This is a genomic window from Bradyrhizobium sp. Ses1 (genome assembly GCF_059512365.1).
On the sequence record NZ_JCAMOQ010000002.1, the window covers coordinates 24211 to 38370 of the forward strand.

Here is a 14160-nt window from a genome sequence, read left to right on the forward strand (position 1 = left end):
CTCCTCCTGGGTCGTTGATAGAGCCGATTAGTCGAAGGCGTAGTCCACCAACACGCGTTGGTTGGTGAGAGCTGCGGCGATTACGCTTCGCTAATCCGCCCTACGAGTCCACACGGCTACGCCGACTTGCGCACCGCGTTGTCGACCAACGTCTTGCCGAGCGACCAGATCGCGCCGGGGACCTTGTGGCTGCCGGCGATGACGGTGTCGAAGGCCTTTTCGATCCAGGTGCAGTCGTCCTCGGTGAGGACGAGCGGTGGCAGGAGCTTGATGGTGTGGAGGCCGTGGCCGGCGACCTGGGTCAGGATCTTGTGGTCCTTGAACAGCGGCACGGTGATGAGCTGGCAGAACAGGCCCTTGTTGGCGGTCTCCAGCACGTTCCAGGATGCACGCAGGCGCAGCGACTTCGGCGGGCCGAACTCGATGCCGATCATCAATCCCTTGCCGCGGACTTCCTTCATCAGCTCATAGCCCGGCACCATCCGCGTCAGCGCGAGGCGGAGCTCGGCGCCGCGCTTGGCGGCCTGCTCGACCAGCTTCTCGGCCTTGATGACGTCGAGCGTCGCGATGCCGGCGGCCATCGCCAGATCGTTCTTCGAGAATGTCGAGCCGTGCACGACGGCGCGATCCATCTGGTTGAAGATCTTGTCGAAGATGCTCTTGCGCGTCAGCAGCGCGCCGACCGGGACATGACCGCCGGACAGCGCCTTCGCGAGCAGCACCATGTCAGGCTCGACATTCCAGTGCTCGACGGCGAGGAATTTGCCGGTGCGGCCGATCCCGGTCTGAATCTCGTCGGCAACAAGCAGCGTGCCGTATTTCCGGCACAGCGCCGCGGCACCGGGCAGGAATTCGTCCGAGGGCATGTTGACGCCCTTGCCCTGGATCGGCTCGACGATGAAGGCCGCGACCTGGCGCGACGACAGCGCCTGCTCGAGCGCGGCAAGATCGTTGAAGGGAATCTGGGTACAGCCGGGCAATAGCGGCTCGAAGCCGGAACGGAAATTGGTGTCGTCCATCAGCGACAGCGCGCCATAGGACAATCCGTGAAACGAATGCGAGCAGGACACGATGCCGGGGCGCCCGGTCGCGCCACGCGCGAACTTGATGGCGGCTTCTACCGTCTCGGCGCCCGAATTGGAAAAGAATACCTTGTCCAGATATGGCACATATTCGAGCAGGCGCTCGGCGAGGATGCCGGCGAGCGTGGACACGTCAAGCTGCACGAGATTGGGCAGATCGGCATCCAGCACGCTCTTCAAGGCCTGGCGCAGCGCCGGGTGGTTGCGGCCGATCGCAAAAACGCCAAATCCGCTGAGTAGGTCGAGATAACGTGCCCCCTCACGATCGAAGAGATATTGGCCTTGCCCTTTTTGAAAGCCGACGTCATAGCCGATGGTTTTGAGCACGCGCACGAGCTGCTCGTTCAAGTAGCGCGCGTGCAGGGAACTGCGCTGCGCCTGGCGCTCCACAAACATCTCGGAAACGTCTAGATTTGAGCTTAGCATTGGCTACATACGTCGGTTGATGGTCATTTCGTCAACTCAAAACGCCGAATGCGGCGTTTTGCCCCCAAGCTTTGGCTCTTCTACACTTAAGCACAGGTAAGACCATGTTGCACTGCCCACCCAAGCTCGCGCTCACCATAGCATACTCGGGATTCGTTTTGGCGAGCACAATGGTCCCAGCGCTGGCCGCGGATCCGACCGGCGACTGGCGCGTGGCTGACGGTGTCGCCCATATCCGGGTCGCACAATGCAACGGCAGCCTCTGGGGCGCAGTCGCCTGGGAGAAGACCCCCGGCGGCAAGGATACGCATAATCCGGACGCCGCGAAGCAAAGCCGGCCCACGCTCGGCATGCCGATCCTGATCGACATGAAGAAGAAGGCGGGCACGGATGCGTGGGAGGGCCAAGTCTATAATGCCAAGGACGGTCAGCTCTACAGCTCTACGATCAAGCCAATTGGCTCTGACAAGCTCGAGATTCAAGGCTGCGTGCTGGGCTTTCTCTGCGGCGGCGAAACCTGGACCCGCGTTGGGCCTCCGATTCCCTCCAGCGCCGCTGGCAGCACGCCCCCTGCCAACAGCATGGCCAAGGGCGCCGCGCCCAAAGGTGCATCGCCGTCTACATCGCAGCAGGCAGCCGCTCCGACGCCGCCCAAGACCACCGGCTCGGTGAGCTCGGCTCCCGCCACCGCGCCGGCCGCGTCTTCCAAGCAACCGGCCGGCCAGAAGCAGGCAGCAGCCGTCCCAGCCGCCCCATCAGGTGACGTCGTCGGCGATATCTGCCTCCTTCCGGACGTCGCGCGGTTTACCCATTAGTGCCGGCTGGAAGAGCAGCACCGCGGCGAGAGTCGTGACCAGCGACAGCGCGAGCAATTTGCCCATGCTCGCGGTTCCTGGATGACTTGAAAGCCACAGGCTGCCGAACGCGGTTGCCGTCGTCAGCGCGCTGAAAAAGATTGCCCGCGTCAGGCTCGATTGCAGCAGATTCGTTCTGCCCTGACGCCAGGCGGTGACGTAATAGATCTTGAAGGCGACGCCGACGCCGAGCAACAGCGGCAGCGCGACGATGTTGGCGAAGTTCAGCGGCAGCCCGATCAGCACGCAGATTTCCAGCGTCACGGCGCCCGCGACCAGCAGCGGCACGATCGTCATCAGCACGTCGGCGATGCGCCGCAGCGTCAGCCAGAGCAGCAGGCTGATCACGATCAGCGACCAGATGCCGGCGTGGATGAACGCCTTCACCACAGTATCGCCGGACTTCAGGATCGAGACCGGGCCGCCGATCGCGGTCGGCTCGGCCGCGAGCACGGCGGCGGCGAATTTGCGCAGCGTATCGTTGTCGTTCGGATCGCCCTTCGGCAGGGCCTCCACCCGTATCAGCCCGTCCTTGGCCTTCCATTGGCGGACCAGTTCCTCCGGCAGCGACTTCAGGGTGACGGTCTGGGCCTGCAGCATGTCCCTGAGCTGGTCGAGCACCACCTTGAGCGGCGAAACGAACACGTTCTGCGCCTTATCGCGCGTCGCCTGATTCGAATCGGCGAGCTTGGTCAGCGCATCCGCAAGCCGGCGCGCAGCCACGGCGCCGGCGTTCTTGATGTCGCCGGCTGTCTTGCGGAGGTTGTCGGCCGAGCTCTTCAGGGACTCGACATTCTCCTGGTCGGTCGGCGGCGCATCGATCGAATCCGGATTGAGCGCCGGGTTGAGCATCTTCGCCGCCTGCGCGATCAGCTTCAGCTTGGCCGGCTGATCGGTCGGCACGAAGCTGTCGAGCGACCGGACGCTCAACACCTCCGGCAGCTTCTCCAGCCTTTCCTCGATCTTCCTGGCGTCGGCTTCCGAATGCGTCATCACATTGATCGCGTTGGCGCCGGTGTTCGGGTCCCGCCTCAGATCGAGGAAGGTCGCGATCGATTCGACGTGCGAGTTGCGCAGGTTGATCGGATTGAAGTCGAACTTCATGTAGTAGAGCAGCGGCAGGCCGGCGATCACCAGCGCAAGCGTGCAGATGATGATCGCGACGCGATGCTTCTCCAGGAAGTGATCAACGGGCGCGAGAAACGCGTAACCGACCGGCTCCTTCTCGCCGGGCGGATTGAGCAGATCGAGGAGCGCCGGCAGTGTGGTGATGCTGGTGAGGAACGCGATCAGCATGCCGGCGCCGGCGATCTTGCCGAGCTCGGAAATGCCCTTGTAGTCGGTCGGCAGGAAGCACAGGAAGCCGGCGGCGGTGGCCATCGCCGCAAGCGACAGCGGCACCGCCGAGCGCCGCGCCGCGTTCTCCAGCGCCAGCGTCAGGTTGTCGTTCTTGAAGCGTTCGGAGCGGTAGCGGACGCTGAACTGGATGCCGAAATCGACCCCGAGGCCCACGAACAGCACGGCAAAGGCGATCGACAACAAATTGAGCGAGCCGACCATCATCAACCCGACGGCGGTGGTGATCGCAAGCCCGATGAACAGGTTCAGGAACACGGCGAAGATGATCTTGGCCGAATGCAGCGCGAGCCACAGAATCACCAGCACGATCAGCACGGTGCCGATGCCGTTGATGACGGCGCCGTCCTGCACGGTGGCATATTCCTCGTTGGCGATCGGGACCGGCCCGGTGAGGCGGACGCGCGCGCCATATTCGCTTGCGAATTTCAGGTCCGCAGCCGCCTGCCGGATCGCATCGGTCGCTGCCTTGCCGGGCTCCAGCGCCTGATAGTCGAGCACCGGCTTGAACTCGATGAAGGCGCGCTTGTCCGAATCGGTCAGCGGCTTATCGCTGGTGAGCTCGCGCCAGGAGAAGGTCGGATTACCCTTGTTGCTGAGGACATCCTCGACCGTCTGAGAGATCAGGTTGAAGGGCCGCGCCGCATTCTCGAGCTTGGCCTGCCCGCGCTTGACGCCGGCAAGGCCGGTCTCCAGCGCACCGGTGAGGCCGCGGATCGAAGGATCGCCGGCCATGATCTCGATCAGGGGCGCGGCTGATTCGAGTTCGCCGGTGACCTGGGCGACTTCCTCGGTCGGCAGAAACAGAAGCCCGTTCTTCTCGAAGAATTCGCCGGAGCCGAGCGGGGTGACCGATTCGAAATGCTTGGTGTCACCGGTAAGCTTATCGGCCAGCGCCTTGGCCGCCAGACCCGTGAGTTCCGGCGTCGGCGCCTCCACGACGGCAAGAATCAGGCGCTCGCGGTCGAAAGCTTCCTCAAACTTGATGTCGCGCTGGCGCCAGTCGAGGTTGGGCGAGATCAGCGTATTGATGTCGGTATTGATCGTGAAGTTGCGCGCCGCATAATAGCCCGCCGTCACCGCAAGAATCAGCGAGACGACGACGACAGGGACGGCAAATCGCGTGCACGCCTTAACAATCGAGACAACAATACGTGTCAGCACTTCATTTCTTTCTGATCTCAGGAAGCACGCCGAAAACGCCCGCTATGTAGCGGAGTTCCCAGGGCCGATCTAATGTTGTTTCGGCCGCCCGACCGCTGGTTCACGAAGCAGCGTCGAAACCGGCCGGAACAGTGTTGCGCGCGGTATATCCCGCCCCAGCGGGCAATAAAGTGACGAACAAGTGAGATGGAGTGGGCATTAATGCCGCAGTTTTAGGTATTTTGATACCTTAAAATGGTGACCCGAGCGATAGCCGTTCCGTAATCCGGCTTTCCTAGACGCTCATTTTTTGACACAAAGCGCTCTTCTTCCGTGCGCTTGGGGGTGGGCTTAAGTGCAGGAACCGGTGGTGTGGATATTGCAGCAGGCAGGACATGCCGGCTGCAGTATCCGGCCGCGCGGGTTTTCGGATCAGGATTGGTGCAATTTGCTTAACGGACGTCCCATGGAGGTTTTTCTAGCGCAGCCGCGGGGGTTTTGCGCCGGCGTGGTGCGCGCCATCGAGATCGTCGAGCGGGCGCTCGAGAAATACGGGCCGCCGGTCTATGTGCGGCACGAGATCGTCCATAACAAATACGTCGTCGAAAGCCTGAAGAACAAGGGCGCGATCTTCGTCGAGGACCTTTCCGAGGTTCCGGCGAACGCGGTGACCGTGTTCAGCGCCCATGGCGTGGCGCGCAGCGTCGAGGAAGAGGCCGCCGCACGCGGCCTGCCGGTGCTCAACGCCACCTGCCCGCTGGTCACCAAGGTTCACAACCAGGGCAAGCGCTATATGTCGAAGGGCCGGGCATTGATCCTGATCGGGCATGCCGGCCACCCCGAGGTCGAGGGAACCATGGGCCAGGTTCCAGGCCCCGTGCTGCTGGTCCAGAGCGTCCAGGACGTCAAGGCCCTGACGCTGCCGCCTGATACGCCAGTCGCCTACATCACCCAGACCACACTGAGCGTAGATGACACACGTGAGATTATTCTGGCGCTCCAGGCCCGGTTTACAGACATTCAAGGCCCTGACATCCGCGATATCTGTTATGCCACACAGAACCGCCAATCCGCGGTAAGGGACCTGAGCAAGCTGGTGGATGTCATCCTGGTGGTTGGGGCCGCCAACAGTTCCAATTCCAATCGGTTGCGCGAGATCGGCACCGAGGCCGGTGTCGCCAGTTACCTCATTGCCGATGGCACCGAACTCAACCCGGAATGGCTGAACAATGCGAAGACCGTCGGCATCACGGCAGGTGCCTCGGCACCCGAAGTGCTGGTCGACGACGTGATCGAGGCGTTGCGGCGCATCGGACCGGTCAAGGTGTCGGTCCTGTCGGGCCGGGAAGAGAACATCGAATTCCGCCTGCCGGCCGAACTGACCGCGGGCTGACCCAAACTAGGTCGTGAGAGTCGAGAGAGAAAGAATGGCAATACCCTTCTTCAAGGAACTCCGCATCGGCGGCTATCTGCTCAAGCAGAAGCTGCGGGGCCGCAAGCGCTATCCGCTCGTGCTGATGCTGGAGCCGCTGTTTCGCTGCAATCTCGCCTGCGTCGGCTGCGGCAAGATCGATTATCCGGATGCGATCCTCAACCGTCGCATGACCGCCCAGGAATGCTGGGACGCGGCCGACGAGTGCGGCGCGCCGATGGTCGCGATCCCGGGCGGCGAGCCGCTGATCCACAAGGAGATCGGCGAGATCGTCCGCGGCCTGGTGGCGCGTAAGAAGTTCGTCTCGCTCTGCACCAACGCGCTGCTTCTGGAAAAGAAGCTCGACCTGTTCGAGCCGTCGCCATACCTGTTCTTCTCCGTGCATCTGGATGGCCTGAAGGATCACCACGACAAGGCGGTGTCGCAGAAGGGCGTGTTCGATCGCGCGGTGTCCGCGATCAAGGCGGCGAAGGCGCGCGGCTTCACCGTCAACGTCAATGCCACCATCTTCGACGGGCATCCGGCGGAAGAGATCGCCAAATTCCTCGACTTCACCACCGAGCTTGGCGTCGGCGTCTCGATGTCGCCGGGCTACGCCTATGAGCGCGCGCCGGACCAGGAGCACTTCCTCAACCGCACCAAGACCAAGAAGCTGTTCCGCGACGTCTTTGCGCTCGGCAAGGGCAAGAAGTGGAATTTCATGCATTCCGGCCTGTTCCTCGACTTCCTGGCCGGCAACCAGGAATACGAGTGCACGCCGTGGGGCATGCCGGCGCGCAACATCTTCGGCTGGCAGAAGCCCTGCTATCTGCTCGGCGAAGGCTACGCCAAGACCTTCAAGGAGCTGATGGAGACCACGGACTGGGATTCCTACGGCACCGGCAAGTATGAGAAGTGCGCCGACTGCATGGCGCATTGCGGCTACGAGCCGACCGCGGCGATCGCAGCGCTCAACAACCCGCTGAAGGCAGCGTGGGTCTCGATGCGCGGCATCCGCACCAAGGGTCCGATGGCCCCCGAGATCGACCTCTCGAAGCAACGCCCGGCGCAGTACATCTTCTCGGAGCAGGTCCAGAAGAAGCTCTCCGAGATCCGCCGCGACGAAGCGGTCGCCGCTGAGCAGAAGGCCGCGCAGAAAGCCTCAACCGCCGCGTAAGCCGCGAGCGACAATCGAATAGGCAAAAGGCCCGACCGTCGATGACGGTCGGGCCTTTTGTTTTGTCCGTAGCCCGTTTACCACGCCCACCGCCGTCATTCCGGGGCGTGCGCAGCACGAGCCCGGAATCCATCAAGCGGCAGGTGATGGCGGAGAAGGAGAAATGGATTCCGGGCTCGATGCTTCGCATCGCCCCGGAATGACAGTCCCGTTGTTGTCAAGCTTCGTAGCCCGGGAGGAGTGCAGCGTAACCCGGGATTTTCTGAGCCAGCGTTTACACCGGTCCCGGGTTAAGCTGACGCTTCACCCGGGCTACGGCCTCAGCAGCTACGCCGCCGAGCGAATCGGCTCCACGGGGACGAGGGTCTCGCCACCCAGGAGGAAGCCACGGCAGCCGCGCAAGGAGCGCAGCGCGCGGTTGAAGTCGATTCCGGTCGAGACCAGCGAGCGCAGCGTCAGCGGGTTGCGCGCTACCCCGCGCAGGACCTTGCGCAGGTCGATGTCGCCGTTCGGCTTGACCGCGGTCTTCGCCAATTCCGGCAGCGCGCGGTGGGCGGGATCGCTGATCACCCGGAGCGCCGCGAACGGAACGCCCGCCCTGGCCGCGTAGGCCGCAGCGATGTGGCTTTCCATGTCAACGGCGGCAGCGCCGGTTTCGGAGCGCAGCGCCGCCTTGCAGGCCCTGGCGGCAATCACCTGTTCGACGCCCGCGAGCCCGCCCCTGACGATCTTGCGGCGCTTCAAGGTGGCGCTGGCAACCATCTCGTCGTTCAAGGCCATATCGGCCAAGAATCGGGTGTCGCCGGAAAGCACCTCCGTCGCCACCACGACGTCACCCGATCGCAACGCCGGATCGAGCCCGCCGGCCACGCCGAACGAGATCACGCCGCGGAACGATGACGAATCGAGTGTCGCCAATAGCGCACGAAGCTGCTGCGGATCGCTGGAACTGCAAATAACGATCATGCCGGGCCCAGCCGCGATGCGGGCCTCCTGCACTAACCCCGTTACGATCAAGACCGGCCGCGGATCCAGCATTTTCCCAACAGTCGCGGCGGCCCCCGCCCCCAAGCTCACATTCCGACCCCTACCACCCTGCTGTTCGTGCTTCGCAAATTCCGATACCGCGCTAGCGCCCAGAGCGGGAAGAACTTGGAGTAGCCATGATAACGCAAGTAAAACACACGCGGGAAGCCCGTAGCCGTGAAGCGCTGCTCCTCCCAGAGTCCTTTTTCGCTCTGTGTGCTTTTTAGGTACTCCACCCCCCCTCGAACTGCGGGGTTTTCGACCTCTCCCGCCGCCATCAGCGCAAGCAACGCCCATGCCGTTTGCGAGGAGGTCGAAGGCGCGGCCTCATAGCCGCGATAGTCGAGCCGGTAGCTGACGGCGTCCTCGCCCCAACCGCCGTCCTGATTCTGGACCGACACCAGCCAGTCGACCGCCTTCCGAATCATCGGGTCCTGATGGTCGACGCCGGCGGCGTTGAGCGCGCAGAGCACCGACCAGGTGCCGTAGATGTAGTTCAGCCCCCAGCGGCCGAACCAGGAACCTTCGGCAAGCTGGGTGCGGCGCAGGTAGGCGACGCCGTCAGCAACCGCCTTGCTGGTCTTTTCGGTCTCGCCGAGCTGCGCCAGCATCGAGACGCAGCGCGCGGTGACGTCCTCGGTCGGCGGATCGAGCAGCGCGCCATGGTCGGAGAACGGGATGTTGTTGAGGTAATATTCGAGGTTGTTGACGTCGAAGGCGGCCCAACCGCCATCGCGGCTCTGCAAGCCCTCGATCCATTCGCGGGCGCGGGCAATCGCCGCATCGTACTCCTTGGTGCCGGTATAGCGGCGCGCGCGGTCCATCGCCATGACCACCACAGCGGTGTCATCGAGGTCGGGATAGTGGTCGTTGTTGTACTGGAACGCCCAGCCGCCCGGCCGGACATCGGGCGCCTTCACCGCCCAGTCGCCCTTGAAATCGAGCACTTGCCGCGGCTTCAGCCAATCGAGCCCCTGCTTGGCCTTGGCAAAGGTCTCCTGGCCGCCGACCTCCTCCAGCGCGTGGCAGGTCAGCGCAGTGTCCCACACCGGCGATACGCAGGGCTGGCAATAGGCCTCATTCTCGCGGATCACCAGGAGCTTCTCGAGGCCGCGCCGCGTGGCGGCGCGCGGCGGATAGTTCTCGTCCTTGCCGAGCGCGTCATACATCATCACGATGTTGGCCATCGGCGGATAGATCGCGCCCATGCCGTCCTCGCCGTTCAACCGCTCTTCGATGAAGGCGAGCGCGGCATCGATCGCACGCTGGCGCAGGCTCTTGGTAAATAGCGGCTCGACTACGCGCAGAACGCTATCGAGTCCGCGGAATAGCAGGAACCAGCCCCAGCTCTGATGCGGCGCCTTCGGCGGCATGCCGACCGACTTGGGATCCTGCAGGAACAGTTCGTCGAGGCCGACGCCCTTCGGGTTCTTGGCCCGCGGCTTCAGCGCGGCCAAGACCATCAGCGGCACCATCGTGGTGCGCGCCCAGTAAGAGATCTTGTTGATGTGGAACGGCGACCACATCGGCAGCAGCATGATCTCGACCGGCAGCACCGGCGTCGCGCGCCAGGTCACGATACCAAACAGCGCCAGCAGGAAGCGGGTGAAGACGTTGGAGCCCGCGGCTCCGCCGCGCGAACGGATCGCCTCGCGCGCTTTCACCATATGCGGCGCGTCGACGGAATCGCCGATCACCTTCAGCGCGAAATAGGCCTTCACGCTCGCGCTCATATCGAACGGACCGTCATGCACCAAGGGCCAACCGCCATGGGCGCCCTGCACACGGCGAAGGTAGTTGCCGATCTTCGCCTCCAGCCCGCTGTCGACGGGCTCGCCCAGATAGTGGCACAGCAGCACATATTCCGCCGGGATCGTGCTGTCGGCCTCGAGTTCGAACACCCAATGTCCGTCGGATTGCCGATGGCCGAGCAGCGCCTCGGTCGCCGTGGAGATGCTCTTCTCCAGTGCGATCGGATCGACGGCGGCGGTATCGTTGACGGCATCCATTTTGTTCGATTTCTCCTTCTCTTGAACGTGCTGCTGCTACGTGCGCCGGTGTATGTCAGTGCCTCGCCAGGACCAGATCGGCGGCGCGGTCACCCGACCGCACCGATCCTTCGATCGTTGCCGGCAGTCCCGTATCAGTCCAATCGCCGGCGAGAAACAGGTTTTTATAGGCCGTGACCGCGCCGGGCCGCAGAACGTGCTGTTCCGGCGTGGCCTCGAATGTGGCACGGCGCTCGCGCACGATCTGCCAAGCGGGCAATGGAGGCAATTCGCCGGAAATGCCGGCGGCCTTGCAGACATCGCGCCAGATCGCCTGGGCGAGTTCCTCGCGCGGCATGTCGACGAGACGATCGCCATTGCTGATCGTGACCGAGAGCCGCTGCGGGAACGCGAACAACCATTCGACGAGGCCGCCGATCACGCCGAGGATCGGCGCAGCATTGGGCGGCGGATCGAAGCGGAAATGCGCGTTCACGATGGCGCGGAATTTGGTCGGCGTCTTCAGGCCCGGCACCAGCGATGCCGCAGCGCGCGGCGGCACTGCGAGCACCACCGCGTCAGTGGGCGCCAGATCGATCGTATCGTCGCCGAATTTCAGCTCGCTGACATGATCGGACACCGTGCCGAACTGTCGCAGCTCATGGCCGAGCCGCACGCTCGAACCCCTCTCCTGCAGCAGCTTCACCGCGGGTTCGATCAGGACCGAGCTCAAACCGTCGCGCGCAATCAGCGGCCGGCAGGACTCGCCGCCGGCAAGCAGCGTCTCGCGTACGATCGCACCGGCCAATCCCGCCGAGCCCTCGGGCGGGTCGACATTGAGCGCGGCGAGCAACAGCGGCTGCACCAGACGATCGTACAGCGTGCCTTTGCATGCGATGGTATCGCCGACCCGCTTGTCGGTGCCGGCCCAGGCGATCGGCGCCAGCGCGAGGTAGTCGCGTAAGCTCGTGTCGGGAACCCGGCGCGCTTCGTCGAACACCCAGAGCGGCAGGCGGGAAGCGCCGAGATCGAGTTCCCAGCGCTTGCCGGTTGCAAGATCGACAAAGGGAAATTTCGCGCGTTCCGGCCCGACCAGCCCGGCCTCCGTGCCGATCGATTTTGCATAGGCCAGGGCATGGCGGTTGCCGGACAGCAACAGGTGATTGCCGTTATCGATGGTGAGATTGGTCGCGGCGTCGAAATAAGAGCGGCAACGGCCGCCGGTTTGCTGCGTCGCCTCGTGGACGTGCACCGTGTAGTTCGCGCTCGAAAGGCGAACGGCTGCCGAGAGGCCGGAAATACCGGCGCCGATGATATGAACGGTCTTTTGCATCAGATGTCAGATGAACGCGTAACGAAGAAGAATGCCGATCTTTTGCATCTTGCCGACGCGAACGGGCTCGCGTGGCGTTGCAAAACCCCTGATGATCAGGAGATCGAGGATCGCGCGATAGTATTTCGACATGATCCGTGGCGCGCGCACCGCGCGCCGCGAATTACGCTTCATGATGTCATCCGCCTTCTCGAAATGTTTCTTCGCCCGGTCGGCAAGCGGCAGGCACACTTTCGGCAAGTTGCGCTCGGCGATCACCCGCTGGGGCTCGTTAGACGTAATGCCGGCATGGAGCAGCATCTCGCGCGGCAGATAGAGCCGGCCGAGGCCGGCGTCCTCGTCGACGTCGCGCAGGATGTTGGTGAGCTGCAGCGCCCGGCCAAGATGATGCGCGAGCAGGACGCCGTCCTCCTCGGGCAGACCGAACACCCGCACCGAGAGCCGGCCGACCGCGCTCGCCACGCGGTCGCAATAGAGATCGAGAGTCGCCATGTCGGGGGCGCGGATGTCCTGCGGCACATCCATCTCCATGCCGTCGACGATAGCAAGAAAGTCCTCGCGCTTCAGGCCGAAGGACTTGACCGAGGCAACATAGTCCTTGAGCCGCGGCGGCGGATTGCCCTGGTACAGCGCATCGATATCGTCACGCCATTGCTGCAACGCGGCCAGCCGCTCGTCGCGCGGACCGTGGGAATCGGCGATATCGTCGACCTGGCGGCAAAAGCTGTAGATCAGGAACATCGCATCGCGCTGCGCGCGCGGCAGGATCCGCATCGCGGCGTAGAACGAACTGCCGGACGCGGTGGTGCCATAGTCTTCTGCGTTGGCCGCCGCCGTCTCAACGCTCATGCGCCGGCCGCCGTCTTTGACACCGGCCGGCGCCCGATGGCGCGACGGGCCAATTCGCCGGCAACGCCGCCGAGGCTGTTGCCGAGCATTTCGAGCGGACTGAGATGCACGCGCTCGCTGAGGGGATCGCGCACCTTCAGCATGTTCACGATCCTGTCGGCAAATGCCTGGATCACGGATATCTCCAGACCCAACCGCAGATCCTTCACCTCGGCGGCGAGCGACTTGCTTTCGGCAAGCAGCGTCTCGGTGCGCACCGCGAGCGCCTGCAGGCATTGCAGCAGCGACGGTGGAGACTTCGGCTCCCCGAGCATCTCGACGGTCGCGCCGGATGCGGCCAGCGCATCGCGCGGCAGGTAGATACGGTTGAGATTCTTGTAGTCCTTGGCGCAATCCTGCAGGTGGTTGTTGATCTGCAAGCCCGCGCATAGCGCGTCCGACGCCGCCCAGGTGGACGTGCTCTCGCCGTGGACATCGAGCATGAAACGGCCGACCGGCATCGCCGAGTAGCGGCAGTAATGGATCACCTCGTCCCAGTTCTCGTAGCGCAGCTTTGTCACATCCATGCGGAATGCGACCAGCACGTCCAGCGCGTGGCGCGGCGGCATCGCTCGCTCGGCGAGTGCACGGCGCAGGTTGACGGCTTCCTTTTGGGTATCACCCTCACCCAGGAGCTCCTTCTCGAGCAGATCGAGATAATGGAGCTTTTCGTCCGCCGGCAACGTTGCGTGGTCAGCGATGTCGTCGGCGGTGCGGACGAAATTATAGAAGGAAAGGATCAGGGCGCGGTGACGCGGATGAATGATCCACGACGCGACCGGAAAATTCTCGTCGCGGTGGGTCTTCCCGGATCGCAGTTCGCTCGCGCTTGTCATCAGGAACCGGCCACATTCGCCCTGGCTAAGGCACATGCGCCAGAAGTTGCGCGCATGCGGTGGATTGCGTGCCCCATATAGGGGAATACGCGACCAAAACCAATGCTGTATGGGCAATGTGCGCGGCGCCTGTGCCCAATATCACACAGTGGGCATAGGCTCTCTTGCGGCAATTTTTCGCGTGCAAAATACGGCGTTACTGCCCGTGGCTCTTCAATACCTGGTCGCAGGCCGCGCTGATCTTGGTGCGGTTCTCCTTCAGGCAGGCGAGGATGGTGAAATCGCCCTGATCGATCACCGCGCGGCAGTGCTTCTGAACGTCGCGGGTGCAGGCCTTCTGTTCCTCAGGCGTGCCGCTGCGCGATTGCTGCTGCGCGAAGGCGTCAGATGAAAACGGGATCGACAACAGCGCGAGGGCCAATAGAACTTTACGCATCGTATTCCTTCATTTTCGACAGCAAAAAACCCTGTTCCGGAAATTGCGTTTCGGCAGGACCCGGCGCGGATTTATTGGGATTTGCGCCGCCGCGTAGCAAAGCGACGAAGAAAGGACAAGCGCCGCTAAATGCGGCCAAATTTGCGGTGCTGTAAAGGGCCATCTAATCAGTTGAAAAACCAAGAAATTCCTTTCGATCACGGT

Annotated in this window: 12 protein-coding genes; 3 read left to right on the forward strand and 9 right to left on the reverse strand. The window is 63.3% G+C overall.

Going from position 1 to position 14160, the window contains the following annotated elements; all coding sequences use genetic code 11:
- Positions 1-116 precede the first annotated feature (116 nt).
- Positions 117-1508 carry an aminobacteriohopanetriol synthase HpnO gene (gene hpnO / locus AC5ZG5_RS03150; RefSeq protein WP_028167166.1) on the reverse strand — a complete coding sequence of 464 codons (1392 nt, stop codon included), beginning with the start codon at positions 1506-1508 and terminating at the stop codon, positions 117-119.
- Between the two features lie 104 nt (positions 1509-1612).
- On the opposite strand from hpnO, the gene AC5ZG5_RS03155 reads away from it, so the two are divergent.
- On the forward strand, positions 1613-2323 hold the full coding sequence (locus AC5ZG5_RS03155; RefSeq protein WP_456643015.1) for a DUF2147 domain-containing protein: 711 nt from the start codon (positions 1613-1615) through the stop codon (positions 2321-2323).
- On the opposite strand, the gene hpnN is transcribed toward AC5ZG5_RS03155, so the two are convergent.
- Complete coding sequence (gene hpnN / locus AC5ZG5_RS03160; RefSeq protein WP_456643016.1) at positions 2264-4882, reverse strand: hopanoid transporter HpnN; 2619 nt, start codon at positions 4880-4882, stop codon at positions 2264-2266. The two genes, AC5ZG5_RS03155 and hpnN, sit on opposite strands and share 60 nt — an antisense overlap.
- Before the next feature lie 445 nt (positions 4883-5327).
- On the opposite strand from hpnN, the gene ispH reads away from it, so the two are divergent.
- Both ispH and hpnH read left to right on the forward strand, forming a co-directional pair.
- Complete coding sequence (gene ispH, locus AC5ZG5_RS03165; protein ID WP_456643017.1) at positions 5328-6254, forward strand: 4-hydroxy-3-methylbut-2-enyl diphosphate reductase; 927 nt, start codon at positions 5328-5330, stop codon at positions 6252-6254.
- A gap of 34 nt (positions 6255-6288) precedes the next feature.
- The gene (gene hpnH, locus AC5ZG5_RS03170; RefSeq protein ID WP_456643018.1) at positions 6289-7449 is read left to right on the forward strand and encodes an adenosyl-hopene transferase HpnH; all 1161 of its coding nucleotides are present in this window, start codon (positions 6289-6291) and stop codon (positions 7447-7449) included.
- 327 nt (positions 7450-7776) lie between these two features.
- Here hpnH and AC5ZG5_RS03175 read toward each other — a convergent pair whose 3' ends face one another.
- The 7 genes from AC5ZG5_RS03175 to AC5ZG5_RS03205 all read right to left on the reverse strand — a co-directional run bounded on the left by AC5ZG5_RS03175 (position 7777) and on the right by AC5ZG5_RS03205 (position 14119).
- Complete coding sequence (locus tag AC5ZG5_RS03175; protein ID WP_028167171.1) at positions 7777-8526, reverse strand: phosphorylase; 750 nt, start codon at positions 8524-8526, stop codon at positions 7777-7779.
- The gene (shc, locus tag AC5ZG5_RS03180; protein ID WP_456643019.1) at positions 8523-10484 is read right to left on the reverse strand and encodes a squalene--hopene cyclase; all 1962 of its coding nucleotides are present in this window, start codon (positions 10482-10484) and stop codon (positions 8523-8525) included. The genes AC5ZG5_RS03175 and shc overlap by 4 nt, the downstream gene beginning before the upstream one ends.
- 55 nt (positions 10485-10539) lie before the next feature.
- The gene (hpnE, locus tag AC5ZG5_RS03185; RefSeq protein ID WP_456643020.1) at positions 10540-11796 is read right to left on the reverse strand and encodes a hydroxysqualene dehydroxylase HpnE; all 1257 of its coding nucleotides are present in this window, start codon (positions 11794-11796) and stop codon (positions 10540-10542) included.
- Positions 11797-11802: 6 nt separating this feature from the next.
- Entirely contained in the window at positions 11803-12645 is an 843-nt protein-coding gene (hpnD, locus tag AC5ZG5_RS03190; RefSeq protein WP_130224310.1) for a presqualene diphosphate synthase HpnD, read from the reverse strand.
- A complete protein-coding gene (gene hpnC / locus AC5ZG5_RS03195; protein WP_028167175.1) occupies positions 12642-13520 on the reverse strand; it encodes a squalene synthase HpnC in 879 nt (292 codons plus the stop codon). Before hpnC ends, hpnD begins: the two co-directional genes overlap by 4 nt.
- Before the next feature lie 196 nt (positions 13521-13716).
- The gene (locus AC5ZG5_RS03200) at positions 13717-13956 is read right to left on the reverse strand and encodes a cysteine rich repeat-containing protein (protein ID WP_028167176.1); all 240 of its coding nucleotides are present in this window, start codon (positions 13954-13956) and stop codon (positions 13717-13719) included.
- Positions 13949-14119: a hypothetical protein gene (locus AC5ZG5_RS03205; RefSeq protein ID WP_155255431.1), complete on the reverse strand. Its 171-nt coding sequence runs from the start codon at positions 14117-14119 to the stop codon at positions 13949-13951. Before AC5ZG5_RS03205 ends, AC5ZG5_RS03200 begins: the two co-directional genes overlap by 8 nt.
- Positions 14120-14160: the final 41 nt, after the last annotated feature.